Annotated in this window: 19 protein-coding genes; 13 read left to right on the forward strand and 6 right to left on the reverse strand. The window is 70.7% G+C overall.

What is annotated here, in order from left to right; all coding sequences use genetic code 11:
* Positions 1-130 precede the first annotated feature (130 nt).
* From ACWEOW_RS14580 to ACWEOW_RS14590, 3 genes are all read left to right on the forward strand, one after another.
* Positions 131-1,102, forward strand: a complete 972-nt coding sequence (locus ACWEOW_RS14580) for a sigma-70 family RNA polymerase sigma factor (RefSeq protein ID WP_452269929.1) — start codon at positions 131-133, stop codon at positions 1,100-1,102.
* 115 nt (positions 1,103-1,217) lie between these two features.
* Positions 1,218-1,949 carry a DUF899 domain-containing protein gene (locus tag ACWEOW_RS14585; RefSeq protein WP_452269930.1) on the forward strand — a complete coding sequence of 244 codons (732 nt, stop codon included), beginning with the start codon at positions 1,218-1,220 and terminating at the stop codon, positions 1,947-1,949.
* Positions 1,950-2,284: 335 nt separating this feature from the next.
* The gene (locus ACWEOW_RS14590) at positions 2,285-2,731 is read left to right on the forward strand and encodes a group II truncated hemoglobin (protein WP_452269931.1); all 447 of its coding nucleotides are present in this window, start codon (positions 2,285-2,287) and stop codon (positions 2,729-2,731) included.
* A 38-nt stretch (positions 2,732-2,769) separates the two neighbouring features.
* Here the strand turns inward: ACWEOW_RS14590 and ACWEOW_RS14595 are convergent, their stop codons facing one another.
* Positions 2,770-3,276, reverse strand: a complete 507-nt coding sequence (locus ACWEOW_RS14595) for a hypothetical protein (protein ID WP_452269932.1) — start codon at positions 3,274-3,276, stop codon at positions 2,770-2,772.
* A gap of 131 nt (positions 3,277-3,407) precedes the next feature.
* Positions 3,408-3,545, reverse strand: coding sequence for a hypothetical protein (locus tag ACWEOW_RS14600; protein WP_452269933.1), 138 nt, complete (start codon positions 3,543-3,545; stop codon positions 3,408-3,410).
* 352 nt (positions 3,546-3,897) lie between these two features.
* Between ACWEOW_RS14600 and ACWEOW_RS14605 the strand changes: the two genes are divergently transcribed.
* Positions 3,898-4,479 (forward strand): DinB family protein, encoded by a 582-nt coding sequence (locus ACWEOW_RS14605; RefSeq protein ID WP_452269934.1) that lies wholly within the window; start codon positions 3,898-3,900, stop codon positions 4,477-4,479.
* Positions 4,480-4,573: 94 nt separating this feature from the next.
* Here ACWEOW_RS14605 and ACWEOW_RS14610 read toward each other — a convergent pair whose 3' ends face one another.
* The 4 genes from ACWEOW_RS14610 to ACWEOW_RS14625 all read right to left on the reverse strand — a co-directional run bounded on the left by ACWEOW_RS14610 (position 4,574) and on the right by ACWEOW_RS14625 (position 8,585).
* Complete coding sequence (locus tag ACWEOW_RS14610) at positions 4,574-5,623, reverse strand: DUF3800 domain-containing protein (RefSeq protein ID WP_452269935.1); 1,050 nt, start codon at positions 5,621-5,623, stop codon at positions 4,574-4,576.
* A gap of 144 nt (positions 5,624-5,767) precedes the next feature.
* Positions 5,768-7,429: a SulP family inorganic anion transporter gene (locus ACWEOW_RS14615; RefSeq protein WP_452269936.1), complete on the reverse strand. Its 1,662-nt coding sequence runs from the start codon at positions 7,427-7,429 to the stop codon at positions 5,768-5,770.
* On the reverse strand, positions 7,426-7,788 hold the full coding sequence (locus ACWEOW_RS14620) for an ArsR/SmtB family transcription factor (protein WP_452269937.1): 363 nt from the start codon (positions 7,786-7,788) through the stop codon (positions 7,426-7,428). The genes ACWEOW_RS14615 and ACWEOW_RS14620 overlap by 4 nt, the downstream gene beginning before the upstream one ends.
* A gap of 119 nt (positions 7,789-7,907) precedes the next feature.
* Positions 7,908-8,585, reverse strand: a complete 678-nt coding sequence (locus ACWEOW_RS14625) for a hypothetical protein (protein WP_452269938.1) — start codon at positions 8,583-8,585, stop codon at positions 7,908-7,910.
* Between the two features lie 173 nt (positions 8,586-8,758).
* Between ACWEOW_RS14625 and ACWEOW_RS14630 the strand changes: the two genes are divergently transcribed.
* From ACWEOW_RS14630 to pstS, 9 genes are all read left to right on the forward strand, one after another.
* Entirely contained in the window at positions 8,759-10,072 is a 1,314-nt protein-coding gene (locus ACWEOW_RS14630) for a HupE/UreJ family protein (RefSeq protein ID WP_452269939.1), read from the forward strand.
* Positions 10,073-10,200: 128 nt separating this feature from the next.
* Positions 10,201-11,772, forward strand: a complete 1,572-nt coding sequence (locus ACWEOW_RS14635) for a fibronectin type III domain-containing protein (protein WP_452269940.1) — start codon at positions 10,201-10,203, stop codon at positions 11,770-11,772.
* 96 nt (positions 11,773-11,868) lie between these two features.
* Complete coding sequence (locus ACWEOW_RS14640) at positions 11,869-12,984, forward strand: WxL protein peptidoglycan domain-containing protein (RefSeq protein WP_452269941.1); 1,116 nt, start codon at positions 11,869-11,871, stop codon at positions 12,982-12,984.
* A gap of 72 nt (positions 12,985-13,056) precedes the next feature.
* A complete protein-coding gene (locus tag ACWEOW_RS14645) occupies positions 13,057-13,902 on the forward strand; it encodes a class E sortase (RefSeq protein ID WP_452269942.1) in 846 nt (281 codons plus the stop codon).
* Positions 13,899-14,072, forward strand: coding sequence for a hypothetical protein (locus ACWEOW_RS14650; protein WP_452269943.1), 174 nt, complete (start codon positions 13,899-13,901; stop codon positions 14,070-14,072). The genes ACWEOW_RS14645 and ACWEOW_RS14650 overlap by 4 nt, the downstream gene beginning before the upstream one ends.
* A 128-nt stretch (positions 14,073-14,200) precedes the next feature.
* Positions 14,201-14,632 carry a hypothetical protein gene (locus tag ACWEOW_RS14655; protein WP_452269944.1) on the forward strand — a complete coding sequence of 144 codons (432 nt, stop codon included), beginning with the start codon at positions 14,201-14,203 and terminating at the stop codon, positions 14,630-14,632.
* Positions 14,633-14,885: 253 nt separating this feature from the next.
* Positions 14,886-15,929, forward strand: a complete 1,044-nt coding sequence (gene pstC, locus ACWEOW_RS14660) for a phosphate ABC transporter permease subunit PstC (protein WP_452269945.1) — start codon at positions 14,886-14,888, stop codon at positions 15,927-15,929.
* Entirely contained in the window at positions 15,926-17,314 is a 1,389-nt protein-coding gene (gene pstA / locus ACWEOW_RS14665) for a phosphate ABC transporter permease PstA (protein WP_452269946.1), read from the forward strand. Before pstC ends, pstA begins: the two co-directional genes overlap by 4 nt.
* Positions 17,311-19,032, forward strand: coding sequence for a phosphate ABC transporter substrate-binding protein PstS (gene pstS, locus ACWEOW_RS14670; RefSeq protein ID WP_452269947.1), 1,722 nt, complete (start codon positions 17,311-17,313; stop codon positions 19,030-19,032). The genes pstA and pstS overlap by 4 nt, the downstream gene beginning before the upstream one ends.
* Position 19,033 lies beyond the last annotated feature (1 nt).

Raw genomic sequence — 19,033 nt, forward strand, 5'->3', positions numbered from 1 at the left:
CCATGACGCGGGCCGGAACTCGAGCCTATTTCTGCATGGTCATGTTCATACCACGAGCGGTCCGGTGGCGCGACCGCATCCGACGTGGTCTACTGCGGTTCTGTAAGGACCCGAGAAAGGGCCGGGCGTCGTGGCCGCAGAGGTTCCAGAGGTCTTCGACGAGCTCGTCGGCCGGCACCGCCGCGAGCTGCTCGCGCACTGCTACCGGATGCTCGGCTCGGTCGACGAGGCCGAGGATGCCGTGCAGGAGACCTTCCTTCGCGCCTGGCGCGCGTATGCCGGGTTCGAGGGCCGCTCCACCGAGCGGACCTGGCTCTACCGGATCGCGACGAACGTCTGCCTGACAGCCATCGGCAAGCGCGGCCGCCGGCCGTTGCCGTCCGGGCTGGGCGCGCCCGCCGACGACCCCTCGACCCCGCTCGAGCTCGGCACCGAGGTCCCCTGGCTGCAACCGTTCCCGGACGCGCTGCTCGCTGCGCCACCGTCGGACCCGGCCGCCGTCACGTCCGCCCGGGCCGGCATACGGCTCGCCTTCGTCGCCGCGCTGCAGCAGCTGTCCGCGCGGCAGCGCGCCATCCTCATCCTGCGGGACGTGCTGGGTATGCCGGCCGCCGAGGTGGCCGAGCTGCTCGAGACCACGACGACGGCAGTCAACAGCGGGCTTCGGCGGGCACGCGAGCAGCTGGCTCGGTCGAGGGTCGCCAGTGACCAGGTCTCCGAGCCCGTCGACGCCGCCAGAAGAGTCATCGTGGAAAGGTTCGCCGCGGCCGTCGAGGCGGGAGACGCGAGTGCCATGGCGGAGCTGCTGCGCGAGGACATCGTCCTCGAGATGCCGCCGTTCCTGACGTGGTTCGCCGGGCGCGATGTGGTGACCGAGTTCGTCCAGGGCTCCCTGCTCGGCGCACCGGGCCAGCTCCGCCTGGTCCCGACCGGGGCGAACGCCCAGCCCGCCCTCATCGTCTACCGGCGTGTCGGTGAAGGTCTCGTGCTCCATGCCCTCCAGGTGCTCGAGCTCGACGACGCCGGCATCGCACGCATCACGGCCTTCTCGGACCCGGACGATCTCGCGACGCTGGGGCTGCCCACCGTTCTTGCGGGGTGACCGTGAAGAGATCTCGTCAGCTCGCTCGCCGCGCGACGATTCCGCCGCTCGTCCCTGGTCTGTACCGGTAGAGCGTCGCAACGGGTGACGCAGAGGCCAGAAGGCGGCATACATCATGAACGCGCACACCATCGTCAGCCGAGAGCAGTGGGACGCGGCACGCGAGGGGCTCCTTCGCCTGGAGAAGGAACACACACGGGCGGCCGACACGCTGGCGCGCCAGCGCGCCGAGCTGCCGTGGGTGGCCGTCGAGAAGGACTACGTCCTCGACACCGCCGACGGACCGCGCTCGCTCGCCGAGCTCTTCGACGGGCGCTCGCAGCTGGTCGTCTACCACTTCATGTTCGGCGCTGCCTACTCGGCGGGATGCCCCGTCAACTCCTCCATCGCCGACGCGCTCGACCCGCTGGTCACGCACCTCAACGCACACGACGTGACCCTGCTCCTCGTCTCGTCCGCCCCGATCGAGAGGCTGACGAGCTACCGAGAGCGGATGGGCTGGTCGATCCCCTGGGCGTCGAGTGCCGGCAGCGACTTCAACCGCGATCTTCGGGCGGCCTTCGCTCCAGAAGAGGTGCAGGGGTGGCTCGGGAGCCCGATGCCACGGGTGGTCGCGCGCAACGCCGCGGCGACGGGGACGACGATCCTGGAATACCTCTGTGAGTCACCGGTGTTCAGCGTCTTCGCCCTCGAGGACGGCACCATCTACCAGACCTACTGGACCACGGGCCGCGGGCTCGAGGTCGTCATGCCCTACTACGGCGTGCTCGACCGGGTGCCGAAAGGGCGCGACGAGGCGCAAGGCTTCCAGCTCTGGCTGCGCCGGCACGACGAGTACGAAGCCTGACCTGCTGCGGGTCCGTGCACTGGCGAACGCGACCCCGGCGGCATCGTCCGCACGCGCGGCTGCTGGTCACGGACGGAGCTCGCAGCGGCATACGCGAGCGGCGGCGCCGCTGGGCGCTGATGGGAGAGCCGTTCTCGCCGCACGAGCGTGTTGCGCGACGCAAGCGGGGCTTGGATCACGATGGTGCCCGACGGACCGCCACGACCATCGTCGGTGGGCCCAGCTCGCCCTGGTGCGACAGTTCGTGGCGGTCGATCGGGCCGTCTCCCGCCGGCGCCCTGAACGGTCAGCGCGCTCCGGGCATCGGTGTCGGGGGTGGCTGCCATCCTGGGGTGATGGAGTCGGTGTACGAGGCCGCAGGCGGCCATGAGGGAATGGTCCGGCTGGCGCACGCATGGCACGCGCGGGTCATGGACGACGAGGTGGTCAGCCACGCATTCAGCCATGGGTTCCGTCCGGACCACACCGAGCGGCTCGCCTCCTACTGGGCCGAGGCGCTCGGTGGACCGGCGACGTACTCAGACACCTACGGAGACGAGACCTTCGTGGTCCGGCTGCACAGTGGGAACGGCCCTCATGAGGAGATGAACGAGCGGGCGATCGCGTGCTTCGACGAAGCGTTGGCCGATGTCGGCCTCTCCGACGATCCGCTTCGCGGCGTCTTGCACGACTACTTCGCCTGGGCGACCACGACGACCATGGCGCAGTATCACGAGTCCGCAGACGACGTCCCTGCCGGCCTGCAGATCCCCCGTTGGTCGTGGGGCGGCCTGATGGCTTGACCGCCCCGGGATGTCGGAGACGTGTAGCGCGGCGAGCCTCAGGTCGAGATGTGCCTCAGCTCGGCAAGGCGCTTGATGGTGAGCAGCTGCCGTCGTGCCATCACCAGGTCGCCAACGCAAAGTGCCTGTGCGACAACGGGATTCGTCTCCATGACAACCTTCAGCAGCAAGCGAGTCCTGCTGTCGGCCTGCGGCGCGAGCAGATAGGTCATGTACGCGCCGAGGATGTGGCCCGTGAGAGATCGGCCTTGCTCCACGTGCACGATGCGTCCCAGCTTCCGCCCGGCCGACGCGGTGAAGGACTCACCGACCACCGGCTCCGGGAGGCCTAGGACCTCGCGAGGAGACAGCCGCCTGCCGTTGTCGATCCAGTCGTACGAGTAGGGCGCCACGCGCACCTGCGTCACCCACGTCCAGACCTCGGCTCCTGGCGCATCGACGGAGACCCCTCGCCAGGCCGTCAGCGCCGGTGCGCGGACGAAGTCGTCGCAGGCGAAGGTCAGCTTCGTCTCCTCGGGACTCACGCCCCACATCGCGCCCAGCACAGCCCCATTCTGTCTGCCAGCAGCAGACACCAGTGGTATGCCGCCTGCCCAGTCGGCTGGATGGCCCAGCTTGAGCGACCCTGGGCCTGCGGCGCCGGCCCGCGGCGCCCGCCCGCCGTCGTGCTCGTAGGTCATCGCGAACGCGCGCTGATGGCCGCATGAGGACGAGCTCCGACGTCGGCGCGCTGCTCGGTCTCGAGGACGTCGAAACCGACCAGCTCGAGGATCTCGGCCATGCGTTCGACCGGCCAGAAGTGCGCCTCGGTCACAGCGTGGGCAAACGGCACCAGGTCTGGCCCGTCGAAGAGTCCCAGCAGTCGCAGTCCGCCCGGGGTGAGCGTGGATCGAATGATCCGCAGGGTGCCCGGGCCCGCAGCCGGCGTCCAGGATCCGGCCGTCGACGCCTGCCGCCCACGTCTCGACCCGCGAGCGGTCAGCCGCGGCAGTGGCTTCCATGAAGCCGAACAGCTGGGCGTACTCGTCGGCGCGTGCGGCATACGCGGTGCGGGCGTGTTCGGAATCCACGCACGGGACCCTAGCCCCGGTGGACGGTCACGCCCGCAACAGGTCTGGAACCGCCTGCCTCACACCTCGATCTCCACGTGGGGCATGGTGGGTCGCATGAGCGACGACCACAAGGAACGGCTCCACGACTACCTCGGCAAGGCGCGCGAAGCGGTCCTCTGGAAAGCCGAGGGGCTGTCTGAGTACGACGTCCGGAGACCACTGACACCCACCGGGACCAACCTGCTCGGACTCGTCAAGCACCTGTCGGTCGTGGAGGCGTGGTACTTCGGGCAGGTCTTCGATCGCCCGTTCGTGCCGCACCTGCCGTGGTGGGACGACGACGCGCAGGAAGGCGCTGACATGTGGGCGACGGCCGCGGAGACCCGCGAGGACATCATCGGGACCTACCGCTCGGCCATCGCGCACGCCGACGAGACGATCGGCGCGCTCGACCTCGATGCCCTGGGCCACGTGCCATGGTGGCCTCGCCCGGACGTCACGCTGCACACGATGCTCGTGCATGTCCTCACCGAGACCGCGCGGCACGCCGGGCACGCCGACATCCTGCGCGAACAGCTCGACGGGCGCACCGGGTTGAGAGCGGACAACCTCAACGTGGAGCCCCACGACGAGCAGTGGTGGGCCGACTACCGGTCGCAGGTCGAGGCCGCAGCGAGGTCCGCTTCGACCACCTGACCTGCGCGCAACACACCGAGCAGTCGCGAACTCCGACGGAAATAACCGTCGAACTTTGCGACTGCTCGGTGTGTTGCGGGACGTGGGGCCGTGATCATCGCTCTGGGTCGCGGAGCGATGTGGGGGAGATGAAGCGCCGGAGGAGGCCGTCGCCGTCGTTGCCCGGCGACCTCCGGGCCACGCCCGCGAGGAGGTCAGCGACCTGGACGCGCGGGTCGTCGCGTGAGTCGACGGTCACGAGCCCGGCCAAGGGCGAGACCATCGGCGGCAAGGCCCTGGCTCCATTCGCGTGGGCGTCAGGTGCCTCGGCGCCATCGGCGAGGACCTGCTGCAGGCGCATCAGCCTCCCCGCCGTGAGAGCACTCTGCTCGTCGTGGATCACCAGCACCTGCCGCCGCCCGCCGCTCCAGAACAGGACCGTCTCGGCGAGAGCCGGCAGCAGCGGCTCGAGCGGTGGCGGGATCGTCCGGTCGTCGTGGGCCAGCCGCGTCACGACCGCCCGCACCCTCGTGCGGCTCAGGGATCCGAGAACGTCGTCGGCCTCGGCACCGAGCCCGACGCCGGCCAGCCCGTCGCGCGCCTGGAAGAAGCGCTTCACCACGCCGCGATCGGGCTGGCGCCGCCGCTTGGTCCGGACCAGCTCGACGAACGCCTCGAGGAACGCGCTCCACTCGGCGCCGCCACCGCGCGTCGCCCGGTAGACGGCGAGGGCAGGTGCGCGGTCGTCCTGGGTGAGAGATGTCCCGGCCGCGTAGGACGGCTCGGCCAGGAACAGGTCGACGAGCCTCGTGACCAGGAAGTACTCCTTGTCGACGAGCTGGACATGGGCCCGCCCGTCGAGCTCGCCGAGCATCCACTCGAGCGCCTCGGGCGCGCGCGGCCCCCGCAGCAGCTGCCCGGACTTGAGCTCCTTCAGCGACCACCGGAAGCCGGACCGCAGGCGCGCGACGAGCTCGATGGCCTCCTCGACGCTGAGATCGACACTGGCGTGGGCGAAGACCGGCGTTGCCGCATCGAGCAGGTTGGTGCCCGAGAAGCCGGACTCGTCGCACGCGATCTCCACGACGGCTGCGCCCGCGCCAGTCGCGCCCGCGCCAGTCGTAGGCGGCAGTCCGCCTTGCAGCGGCAGCGTCCGATCACTCACCACGTCATCATGCTCGCCTGCGCGCACGGACCGGGGCCAGCGAATTGTGCCACCTCCCAGGCAAGCCGGGTATGCCGTCGGGTGGGGAGTTGAGGGGGCCGACGGCATACCCGGGGCTCTGGGAGCGGCCCGGCAGGGTCGCCGTCAGCCGGTTGACCCCGTGCTGAGCGAAAGGCGCCTGACGTGGCTGCGGGCGTGGTCGATCGCAGCGTCGAGGTCGGCGAACAGGTGGTTGTCGTGTCGCAACGCGGAGAGGACCCCGACGGTGCGGAACAGCTCGACATGCCCCTCGCGGACACCCTTGATGAGCACCGTGACCCCGCGCGCCTCCAGGCGGTGCACGATCTCCGACAGGACGTGCGCGCCCGTGGCGTCGACGAGCTCGAGCTGCGACATACGCAGGATCACGACCGACACGCCCTCGATCCCGGTGACGGCGTCGAGCACGCGGTCCGCGGCGGCGAAGAACAGGGGGCCGTCGAGCCGGATGACTGCGATGTGCTCGTCGCCCGGCTGTGGGTCCTCGGCGAGCGGCTCGCGCTCGACCCCGGTGGCGCGCGCCAGGCCGCGCAGCGCGAAGAACCCGGCGACGACCATCCCGATGGCCACCGCGACGATGAGGTCGACGGAGACGGTGACGATCGCGGTGATGACGTATGCCGCGGCGTCCGCTCGCGTCGAGCGCAGCACGGACCGCGCGGTGGCGACGTGGACCATCCGCACTGCGGTCACCATGAGGACGCCCGACAGCGCGGCGAGCGGGATGTGGCCCACGGGTCCGGCGGCGACCAGGACGACCAGCAGCAGCACGACGGCGTGGGTCATCGCCGCGACGCGCGTCCTGCCCCCGGAACGGACGTTCACTGCGGTGCGTGCGATGGCCCCGGTGGCCGGCATACCGCCGAACAGCCCCGACCCGATCGAGGCCAGGCCCTGTCCGACGAGCTCTCGGTCGGGGTCGTAGTCCCCGGTGTCGGCCAGCGACGCGGCGACCCGCGCGGACAGCAGCGACTCGATCGCCGCGAGGGCAGCCACGGTCAGCGCCGCGGTCGTCAGGTGCGAGACCGTGTCGGGGTCGAACGGCGGGAGCGCTGGCGCAGGCAGGGAGTGCGGGAGCGTGCCGATGGTCGACAGCGGTGACGGCAGGATCAGGACCAGCAGGGTCGTCGCGACGATCCCGACGAGCGACCCCGGCAGCGCGGCCTTCCAGCGGGGCAGCAGGATCATGGCCGCGGCGACGACCGCGACCGCGCCGAGCGACCACAGCAGGTAGACCGCGTCCGCCGAGAACAGTGAGGAGACGGCAGCGACAACGACATTCGTGTGCGACGCACCGTGGTCTCCCGGCCCGGTGAGCACCGGCACCTGCTGCAGGAAGATGATGACCGCGATCCCGAGCGTGAAGCCCTCGATCACAGGCCAGGGGATGAAGGAGACGGCCCGGCCCAGCCTCAGCAGGCCGGCCGCGAGCACGACCAGGCCGGCCAGCAGGCTGACGAGCGCGACCGCGCCGACCCCGTTGGTCGCCACGATCGGGCCGAGGACGACGACCATCGCTCCGGTCGGTCCGGACACCTGCACGTGCGAGCCGCCGAAGACGGCCGCGACGAGCCCGGCGACGACGGCCGTGACGAGGCCCGCCTCCGCGCCGGCACCCGAGGAGATCCCGAACCCCAGTGCGAGGGGAAGCGCCACGATGCCGACGGTGAACCCGGCGAGCAGGTCGGATCGCCAGGACCTCGGCAGGTCCGCGTAGTCGCGGCGCGCAGGGAGCAGGCTGCGCAGGTGCGCGGCGAGGGGCCTCACCGGACGGAGATGTCCGGCAGCGCCCCTACGGCTCGCAGCCGTGCACTGTCGTTGGTGACGATCTCGACGAGCAGGCGGCGGGCCACGGCCAGCAGCTCGGCGACCTCCGGGTAGGCGATCCGGTAGTAGACGTGGCTGGCGCGACGGTCGGACACGACGAGGCGATGGCGGCGCAGCACGGACAGGTGTTGCGACAGGTGCGAGGCCTCGAGGCCGGTGCGCTCCTGGAGCTCGGCGACGCTGTGCTCGTCACCGTCGGCGAGGAGCTCGAGGACACGGATGCGGAACGGGTGGGACAGGCCCTTGAACAAGCCCGCCTTCACCTCGTAGAGCGGGCGCTCGCTGCGGCTGAATGGCATGATGGATTCATCATATCGACAGATGGCAGTCATCACCAGTGACGTCCGCCTCGGTCGCGGCCGGCAGAACAGCGGTGGCGACGCGCTCGACGCTCCCGAAACGCCGCCCGAACGGTCGGTCAGCTCACGCGGATAACGATGCCCGTCCGCCCGTGCAGCACCGCGGCCACACCGGCACGGACCGCGCGCGAGACCCGCTCCGGAGTGAAGGTCGCGGGGTCGAATGACGTTGCCATGTGGAGTCCTTCGCCGCGGAACGAGGCGCCCGTCCAGTTGGCAGCCGTGACGTTGGCAGTCGGCTCGGCCAGCTCCGCGCCGACGACGAGGAACTGCTGGTCCAGGTGGTTCGCCGTCACGAGCGCGAGCGCGTCGAGGAGGTCGTTGCCGACGCAGATGACGAGGTCCGGGGCCAGGTCGAGGGCCCCCGTGATGCTCCCGATGTAGTGGTCCGCGCTCGTGGCAGTGATCGTCTTCAGGCTGACGTCCTGTTGCTGCGCCCAGTCGGTGACCGCCTTGGCGGTCGTCGCGGTCGGCGCGTCCGTCCCTGCCCTGAGCAGCACCACGCGGTAGCCCGGCGCCGGCCGAACCCCGTCCCAGGAGCCCGGCTCCGGGCTGATCGTCGCCTCGGGTGACGGGGGCGCCGAGGGGTCCACGAAACCCGGACCGAGCGAGCCGATCGCGGTCGGCCCGTCGTGCGGCCCGGACCAGTCGTCCTGCTGCCCGCACCCTCCGAGCAACGCCGCCGCAGCCAGGGTCGCGAGCAGGGCGGCGACCGTGCGCCGAGGCTGAGCAGGCATGGGGTCCGTCCGAGCTGGGGGAGAGGGCGCCTACTTCCTACCTCATCCCGCGGTGCCGGCAGACACCCAGAAGCGGTGCGACGTCGTCAGTTCACGGTGATGTCGCCTTCGCACCCGCTGCCGTTCGCGTGGAGGGAGCAGATTTCGTCCGCAGACCACTGAGGAGCGCACCTGTGTCCAACGCCTGGAGCCGGCTCGCAGCGCTGGGAAGCCGCACCGCACGCCGCACCGCACGCCGCATCGCACCGCACACCGAGCACCGCACGGTATGCCGCACCGTGTGCCGTCCCGTATGCCGGGTCGTGGCCATCCTGGTCGCCGCCGCGGCGGCGCTCCTGCTCACCCCGGGAGCCAGCTCGGCCCACGGGTTCACCTCGACGGCATACGTCGATCTCGGCTCGCCCTCGGCGGGCCAGGTGCGCGCGAGCATGGAGCTCGAGTACGACCTGCTCGTCGTGTCGGCCGCCGACGCCGGGCGGGACGACGCCCTCTTCCGCGCCGGCACCGCGGCCTTCGAGGACGGCGACGCCGCGGAGCAGGCCGTTGCGCTTCAAAGGCACAAGGCAAGCGTGATCGCTTATGTCTCAAAGGGATTCCGCGTCTCGACCTCGGCCGGTCAATGCACGGCGTCGATGCTCGAGCCGGTCACGATGACCCAGCGTGACAGCGTGCCGTACGCCAGGCTGGTCCTCGACTACCGGTGCGACCCGTCCGCGGTGTCGCACGACCTGACGAGCATGCTGTTCCCCGACACCGAGGGTTACGTCCGCGACACCAAGACCATCGTGACCTACGACCTCGACCTGCGCAGCGGCAGCGCGGCACTCGACGCCCAACAGCGGACCTTCACGACGTCGCAGTCCGTCCCGGAGCGGTTCTGGGCGTTCTTCCGCCTTGGTGCCGAGCATCTGCTCGGAGGGCTCGACCACATCCTGTTCCTCGTCGCGCTGATCGCCGGGTCACGCAGTCTGCGCGAGATCGTCTTTGCCGCAACCACTTTCACAGTTGCGCACTCGGTGACCTTTATCCTCGCGGCGCTCGGCGTAGTCCACGTCCCGGCTGCCGTGGTCGAACCTGTCATCGCACTGTCGATCGCGGTGGTGGCGGCGGTCCCGCTGTGGCGCATGATGCGCCCCCGAGCCGGTGGCCGTGACCTCGAGCAGGTCCGGCTGGGACGGCTCGGTCTCGACCGCGTCGGAGTGACCCGGCTTGCCATCGTCTTCTGCTTCGGCCTCGTGCACGGGCTCGGCTTCGCGTCAGCGCTGGGGATCGAGCAGGCCTGGTCGTGGACCCTGCTCTGGTCGCTGCTCGTCTTCAACGTCGGCATCGAGGCGGTCCAGGTCGGCATCATCCTCGCCGTCTTCCCGGCCCTCGCCTTCCTCCGGGACCGGGCACCGGTCCTGGGGCTGCGCGCCACCGGCGTCGCGGCGGCGGGGGTGTGTGCGATGGGTCTGGTCTGGTTCACCCAGCGCGCGCTCTCGATCTGAGCCGGACCCTTCGCCTCGGCAGGACTTACGCAGCGGGCCATTGCGCGTGCTGCAGTCGTTCACCGCGAGGACACCCGCCCTGAGAAACCTGAGACCGCCATCAATCCCCTCTGAAACGGACGGACATTGTGAAGTTCTCCAGTTTGAGGCACGGTCAGCACGGCGCCCGGCGCCGGCTGGCTTCCTGCGGCGTCGCCGTGGTGCTCGGCGGCTCGGCCGCCCTGGGCACCGGGCTCTTCGCCACCGCTGCTCACGCCGACGGCGTGTCCACGACCTCGGGCATCGTGCTCGGCGTCGGGGCCAGCGAGTCCCAGCGCGTCGTGTCGTGGTACGCCACGGACGGCAGTCCCAAGAGCGTCCAGGTCGCGCCGACCGCGAACGTCGTCAACGGCGAGTTCCCGGCCGACGCCGTCACCATCCCGGCCGTCGTGGCGGCCAACACCGTCAACGGCGGCTACAACGGCCACGTCACCATCGACGGCCTGCAGCAGAACACTGCCTACTCGTACCGGGTCGGCAGCGAGGGCGCCTGGTCCTCTGCGTACTCCTTCAAGACCCAGTCCTTCTCCGGCGCCTTCGACTTCCTGTTCTTCGGCGACCCGCAGATCGGGTCCTCGGGCAACGTCGCGAAGGACGGCGAGGGCTGGGCCGACACCCTCTCCGTCGCGCTGAAGGCCAACCCGGACGCCGAGCTCCTCGTGTCCGGCGGCGACCAGGTCGAGACCGCGAACACCGAGTCGCAGTGGAACACCTTCCTCGCCCCCGACGAGCTGCGCTCCTACCCGTGGGCGGCGACGATCGGCAACCACGACGTGGGCGGCCGGGCCTACGAGCAGCACTTCTGGACGCCGAACACCGACCGGTCCGCGCCCTTCTACAACGGTGCCGCCGCGACGCGCTCCGGCGGTGACTACTGGTACATCTACAAGGGTGTGCTGTTCATCGACCTCAACAGCAACGCCTACAACAACGGCAGCGACGAGGCCCACGTCGCCTACATCCGCGACGTCGTCAACGCCCACGGCGCCGAGGCCAAGTACACCGTGCTGGTCTACCACCACTCGATCTACTCCCCGGCCGACCACGCCAACGACTCCGACAACAAGAAGCGCCGCCTCGACTTCCCGACGGCGTTCTCCGAGCTCGGCGTCGACCTGGTGCTCCAGGGCCACGACCACAGCTACTCGCGCAGCTACGCCATCAAGAACGGGCAGAAGGCCAACCCGGACGAGCAGCCCGCTCAGACCCAGGTGGCCGAAGGCCCCGGTGGCGTCATCTACGTGACGGCCAACTCCTCATCCGGCTCGAAGTACTACGACCTGACGGCGCCGATCCCGGGCTCGGACTTCGGCCCTGACCCGCTGAACCCGTCCAGCCACTGGGCGAACTCGGTGGAGAACCAGGAGCACGTCCGCACCTACGTCAAGGTCAGTGTCGGCAAGAACGCCCTCACGGTTCAGAACGTCCGCAGTGGCACGTGCGCGGCCCCGAACGCCGCGGTCGAGCTCGGCCGGGTCTCCTGGTGCGGCCCGGAGAAGGGCGTGAACGCGGCCCTGCCCGTCGGCTCGGTCCAGGACCAGGTCGTCATCCACCCCTACCGGGGTCGTGGCGCGCTCGACATCCCGACCGCCGGGCCGAACGACTCGGCGTCGGTGACCTCGGGCCAGGGCGCCGCGACGACGGTCACCTCCCTGAGCTGACGGCATACCGCTTCAGCAAGACCCCAGCGTGACTGGTGGGTGGCCGCCCCGAGGTGCGGTCACCCACCAGCGCACATCCGCTTCCCAGGAGCCCGGATGCACCCACGATCCACCCGACCCATGGTCGGTGCCGGCCGCGAATCGGCCCTCCTCCGACCGGTGCTCACCGTGGCGCTCACCGTGGCGCTCACCGTGGCGCTCACCGTGGCGCTCACCGTGGCGCTCACCCTGGCGCTCGCCCTGAGCGGCATCGCCGGTGGTGGCCTCGCAGCGACCGCCGCAGGCCGCGCTACGGCGACGGCCGACGGGGCCGCGACGTGGACGGTCGCGACGGCGTCGAACCACTTCGGCAGCGCCCGGCGGAACTATGCGTACGTCGCCAACCCCGGAGGGCGGCTCGAGGACGCGATCGTCGTGAGCAACCAGGGCGGCACCCCGATCAGCCTGAGACTGTATGCCGCTGACGGCTACACCACGTCGGCCGGCGACCTCGACCTGCGCGCCGAGGGCACGGCGTCGAAGAGCATCGGCGCCTGGGTGACTCCCGCCAGGTCGGCGGTGACCGTCGAGCCGGGATCGTCCGTCACGGTCCCGTTCACTCTCGCGGTCCCGAAGGACGCCCGGGCGGGTGACCACCTCGGCGGGATCGTCGCCTCGCGCACTCAGCCGAGCTCAGAGGGCTCCGGCGGCCCGGACGTCGAGCGCCGGGTCGGCCTGCGCATCCAGCTGCGCGTCGGCGGCGCCTTCGAGCCGCGCCTCGCGACCGAGGACCTGAACGTGGCCTACGCCGGCACCGCGAACCCGTTCGGCAAGGGCAGCGCCGTCGTCACCTACACGATCCGCAACACCGGGAACGCGGTGCTCCGCGCACGGCAGTCCGTCGGTATCGCCGGCCTGCTCGGGCAGTGGCCGGTTCGCGGCAGTGCGGTCCCCGACTCTCCGGCGCTCCTGCCCGGTGAGACGTGGCCCGTCACCGTGCCCGTCCAGGGTGTGGTCCCGTCCGTCGGCGCAACCGCGACGGTGACCCTGACGCCCTTGCTCACCGACCCGGCCGGGTCGACCGCACCGCTCGCGCCAATCGACACGTCGGCGACCGGGTGGGCGGTGCCCTGGACGCTGCTCCTGCTCCTCGCGGTGCTGGTCGGGCTGGCCGTCGTGGCCGTCCGCCTCCGGCGCGGCGGGCTACGCGCTAGCCGGTTGTGGATGGTTTGAGCGGTCCGGGCGACCACAACCCTCCACACCCCGCGACCCGTCCCGTTGCAGACATCGGCAGAGAGGGAACACATGTCGACCGTTACTCCAGCGCGCTCAGATGCGGACGGCCCGCCGGCCGACCCGCTGACCTCGGCGCGGGCAGCGCGCGGGCCCGACCGGCCGCGCCGGCGCACGGGCCGGCGGTACCTGGGGCTCGCAGGTGAGAGCCTCGTCGCGCTCGGGGTGCTCGTGCTGCTGTATGCCGTCTGGCAGGTCTGGTGGACCGATGTCGACGCGGGTGCCGCGCACCAGCGGTCGGTGCAGCAGCTCGAGGGCGAGTTCAAGGACGGTGCCGCGCCGCGCCTGCCGGGCCAGACCGCTCCGCCCGTGCCGTCGGGCAAGGGCCATGTGGCCCGGATCCCCGTCGTGGCCCGAAGCGTCGAGGCGCCCCCCGAGGGCACGGTGTACGCCATCGTCCGCATCCCCCGACTCGGCCCCGACTATGCCGTCCCCGTCGTCGAGGGGACCAAGCGCAGTGACCTCGAGCAGGGCATCGGCCACTACCGCGGGACCGCGTGGCCCGGCCAAGTGGGCAACTTCGCCCTCGCCGGCCACCGGATGACGTACGGCGGCCCGTTCCGCGACATCGAGCGCGTGCTGCCGGGGGACCGCGTCATCATCGAGACCGCGACGACCTACTACGTCTACACGATGGGCAAGCACACCATCGTCGACCCGAGCCACATCGCCGCGATCGCCCCGGTGCCGGAGAGGCCCGGAGCCAGGCCGACCGTCGCGTCCATCACCCTGACGGCCTGCCACCCGAAGTACGCCTCCACCTGGCGGTGGATCGTCCACGGCCGGCTCGAGGCAGCCGTGCCGCGGGAGCAGTGGGACCCGCGTCAGTGGTACTCCTCGGCAGGAGGCCAGCTGTGATCGCCGCCCTCTGGCACCGGCTCCCGGGCCCCACCTGGCTGCGCGGCCTGGTCGTCGTGGCACTGGTCGTAGCGCTCGTGGCTGTGTGCTTCGAGTGGGTCTTCCCGCTCGTGGCGCGCTCGATACCGCTCAACGAGCAGACCGTCGGCGCCGCCGAACCGATGGGTTAACCCGCCGTTCGTCTGTTGCTGGCCCCACATGGTTCCGCCGGATGCACCAGCCGCGAGAAGGTCCAGCCGTTGGTCCCTCCGCACGTCGCCAGTGCCGGACGGGTCGGTAGGGGAGGGTTGTCAGAACGATGGCTGGGGCACAGTTCCAGGTGTACACGCGCGGGAGCGGGGGCCCGTCGACAGGTGACGTCCGGTGGCGGCTGATCACGGCCAACCACCGCGACCTCGGGCGCAGCGCGGAGTTCTTCGCCGACGCGATCGGGGCCGTCACCTCGATCAGGGTGCTCCTCGCGGGCCTCGAGCGACTGGAGCGGGCGCTGGCCTGCGGCGTCGACGACGGGCTGTGGCGCTGGACGCTGCTGCTCGACGACGAGCCGGTGGCGCGCGCGAGCCGTGGCTACCGGCGGCGCATCGAGTGCGAGCTGAGCGTCAAGCAGTTCGTCGTGCTCGCGGCCGAGTCTGTGGTGAACCCGCAGCTGCGGACCTTCGACCAGTCGGCGCGCTCCCGCCCACCTGGACGGCGGCTCGCGGACGGGCAGGCGCTCACCGCAGCCTCCTGAGGGGCGCTCACAGCGTGAGGCCCCCGCACGTGGTGCGGGGGCCTCACCGCTTTCCTCCAGAGAAAGCAGCTTCAGGCTAGCCGCGGAGCGGCGACCGGCGCCAACCGACAGGCGTGGGCTGTGCCCCGCGCGTCCACAGGTCGGTCGTCTGTCGTTCACGGACCTGAGGCGCCATGGCCCACGGGGCTCAGGAGACTTCACGCGTCAAACGGAGCGGGGGGCTTCGGGAGCCTAGGGATCGGTTGTCGCACAGATGGATTCGCTGGACAGCACAGGCACGCGTGTCGCCGACGTGCCGCGCAGGCTGGTCCAGCGGCATACCGCCTCGGACGTCGGCTTCCGATGGGTGCTCCGCGGTGGCGGGGTGCTCGTCCTCGCGATCATGGTCCTCATCGGGCTGTTCCTGCTCGGCCGCGCGACCACGGCGCTCAAGACGGCGGGGCCGAGCTTCTTCACGACCGCCGGGTGGGACCCGGACGGGCGCAACTTCGGCATCGCCGGAGTCCTGCTGGGCACCGTGCTCATCGGGCTGACGGCGATCGCGATCGCCGTTCCCCTGGCGCTCGGCACGGCGCTCTACATCTCCGAGTTCGCGCCGCCCTCGATCAAGCGGCTGCTCGTCAACCTCGTCGACCTCATGGCCGCGGTGCCGAGCGTCGTCTACGGGCTCTGGGGCGCGTTCATGCTCCAGCCGGACGTGCTCGTGAGCGGACCGACCGGTGAGGGGCTGCCGCGCTGGCTCGCGACGTATCTCGGCTGGTTCCCGCTCTTTCGCGTCGACCAGGACGGTCAGCCGTTCAACCCCGATGACCCGCAGCTGTCGGGCTCGCTCTTCACGTCGTCGACCTTCGTCGCCGGGATCGTCGTCGCGATGATGGTCGCGCCGATCACCTGCTCGATCATGCGCGAGACCTTCTCGCAGGCGCCGCTCGGCGAGCGGGAGGGCGCCTACGCACTCGGCTCGACCCGCTGGGGGATGATCCGCGTCGTCGTGCTGCCGTTCGGCCTCGGTGGCATCATCGGCGGGACGATGCTCGGCCTCGGCCGGGCCCTCGGCGAGACGATCGCCGTCTTCATGGTGATCTCGGTCGTCTTCGCCGTACAACCGCACATCCTCGAGGCCGGCACCTCGTCGATCTCCAGCCTCATCGCCCTGCGGTACGGCGAGGCGTCACCCTTCGCCACCTCGGCCCTGATGGCCGCGGGCCTCACGCTGTTCGTGATGACGCTCGTCATCAACTTCTCGGCGTCCGCCGCGATCGCGCGGAGCCGCTCCGGGGCGGTGAGCGAGGGATGAGCGTCGGCGTCCGCGCCGCCGAGACCGCCGACGAGGGTATGCCGTCCGGCGCGGCGCCTTCGGAGGCTTCCCTCGCGTCTGGTGGCGTCCCTGCGAACTCCGTTGCAGGACAAGGGGTATCGGGACGTGCTGAGGTGCGTCGCACCGCCAGGGGCGTCCGGCAGGAGGACGTCCTCGCGGTGCTGGGGGCGCTCGGTGCGGGTGTCGGGCTGGCCGCGATCACCTACTACGTCATCGCCCCGTTCTCCGGCACGCTCGGCTTCATCGTGCTCGCGTTCGGTGCGTTCCTCGGCTGCTACGTGCTGCTGGTCCGGATGGACGGCGACCGTGAGCTCGTCAAGGACCGGGTGGCGTCCGTCCTGGCGCACAGCCTCGGCCTGGTGATGCTCCTCGGTCTCGTCGTGGTCGTCGCCTTCGCGCTCTGGCAGGGCCTCAGCGTGCTCACCCAATCGAACTTCTACACCGAGGACATGGCGGAGACAGGGCCGCTCGCGCCGCTCTCGTCGGGAGGCGTCAAGCACGCCATCGTCGGCACGCTCGTCATGATCACGATCGCGCTCGCGATCACCATCCCTCTCGCCGTCGTCTGCGCGGTCTTCCTGTCCGAGAGCCGGAGCCCGTTCGCACGGTTCGTCCGCACGATCGTGGAGGCGATGACGGCTCTGCCGTCGGTCGTCGCCGGGCTCTTCGTCTACGCCGCGATCATCACCCTGCAGGAGCGCTTCCACTGGGGGAGCACGTCGGGTCTCGCGGCCTCGGTCGCACTGTCCGTGATGATGCTGCCGATCATGATCCGCGCCGCCGACGTGGTGCTGCGGCTCGTGCCCGGCAACCTCAAGGAGGCCGCTGAGGCACTCGGCGCGCCCCGCTGGAAGGTCATCTGGCATGTCGTCCTGCCCACCGCCCGGTCCGGCCTGATGACGGCGATCATCCTCGGCACGGCCCGAGGCATCGGCGAGACCTCTCCCGTGCTCCTCACGGCCGGATATACCACCGGCTTCAACGTCGACCCGCTCCACGGGCCGATGGTGTCCCTGCCGCTGCTCACCTTCAGCATGACCAAGTCGCCCGAGCCCGGTTATGTCGCAAGAGGTTTCGGCGCCGCGACCGTGCTCATGGTCCTCGTCCTGCTGCTCTTCGTCGCCGCGCGGGTGCTGGGCGGGCGGGCGCCCGGAGACCTGACCAAGCGGCAACGCCGGCGGCGCGCGCAGCGCTCGGCCGAGGACCTCGCATACTTCGACGAGCTCGCGGCGGCCGACGCCGAGCTGGCCCGCCAGCGCGAGGAGGCCGTCAAGGAGGCGGCCTCACAAGGCGCCGACGAGCGGCTCGAGCCCGAGCTCGCCCCACCGGCGACAGACCACACCGACGACAAGGGAGACCGATGACGACCGCGACGCTCCGGCGCGCCCTGGTGGCGCTGTTCGTGGCGACCCTCGTGACCGGCGCAGGCAGTGTGGGACTGGTGGCACCGGCATACGCCGACACCTATAAACGCGTGTCAGGCTCGGGGTCCACGTGGAGTGCCAACGCGCTGCAGCAGTGGATCGCCAACGTGCGGCAGTACGGCATGACGGTCGACTACAGCGACACCGGGTCGAGCGTCGGGCGTCAGCAGTTCGCCAACGGCACCGTCGACTTCGCGGTCTCGGAGATCCCGTACGGGGTCCCGGACGGCGCGAGCCAGGACCCGATCCCACCACGGAAGTTCGCGTACATGCCCATCGTCGCCGGTGGCACGTCGTTCATGTACAACCTCACCGTCGGGGGGCGGAGGCTCACCGCCCTGCGCCTGTCGGGCAACAGCGTCGCGAAGATCTTCACCGGCGCCATCACGCGCTGGAACGACCCGCAGATCGCGAGCGAGAACCCCGGTCTGCGGCTACCGGCCAAGCGGATCGTGCCCGTCGTGCGGTCCGACGGCTCGGGCACGTCGGCGCAGTTCACGGCCTGGATGGTGGCACAGCAAGGCTCCGTCTACGGCGTGTTCTGCCGGAAGGTCGGCAAGAGCCCGTGCACCCAGACGTCGAACTACCCGGTGCCTCCGGGCGGGGGCTTCCAGTCGAAGTCAGGGTCCAACGGCGTGGCCGGGTTCGTCCGGCAGGCTCAGAACGACGGCGCGATCACCTACGTCGAGTACTCCTACGCCAAGAACGCCGGCTTCCCGGTCGTCAAGGTGCTCAACCGCGCCGGCTACTACACGCTGCCCACCGCGGAGAACGTCGCGGTCGGCCTGCTCGGCGCTCAGATCGAGACGAGGAACACGAACCCGTCGGTCTACCTGACCCAGAAGCTCGCCGGCGTCTACAACAACGCCGACCCGCGCGCCTACCCGCTCTCGTCGTACTCGTACATGATCCTGCCGACCGCCGTCGAGGCGAACTTCACGACCGACAAGGGCAAGACCCTCGGCGACTTCGCCTACTACTTCCTCTGCGCCGGACAGCAGCAGGCCGACGTCCTCGGCTACTCGCCGCTGCCGATCAACCTCGTCAAGGCGGGACTGGCGCAGGTCCGGCGGATCCCCGGTGTCGACGTCCAGCGCATCGACGTCAGCAAGTGCAACAACCCGACCTTCAGCGCGAGCGGCGAGAACACCCTCGCGAAGACCGCCACGATGCCGCAGCAGTGCGACAAGGCCGGCCCGCTCCAGTGCGGGACCGTCGCCGAGCGCAGCCCGGCGGCCGGGCAGGGCACCAACGGCTCCAACGGCAACGGCACGAACGGCTCGAACGGCTCGAGCGGCAACGGCTCCAGCGGCAACGGCACGAACGGCGCCGGCACCGGCTCGAACGGCCGCCCGGGTGCGACCGGCGGGACCGGCTCGGGCACGGGTGCCACGCCGGGCACGACCGGAGGCACCGGCTCGGTCGGAGCACCGGGCCCGGGCGGTGCGGTGACCCCGGCGGTCAACGAGTTCGGCGAGACCGTGGCCGCCGGCGGTGGCAGTGGGGACGGCGCGGTGCTCGCCCAGGCCGTCTCGCAGGAGGTCGCGGCCCGCAAGGGCTGGCGCGGTGAGCACACCCTGATGCTCATCGCCGGGCTGGCGCTGCTCGCCGCGACCCTCGGCCCACCCCTGCTCAGCCGCAGGCCGGGACGGAAGTGAA

The organism is Monashia sp. NPDC004114, from assembly GCF_053603855.1.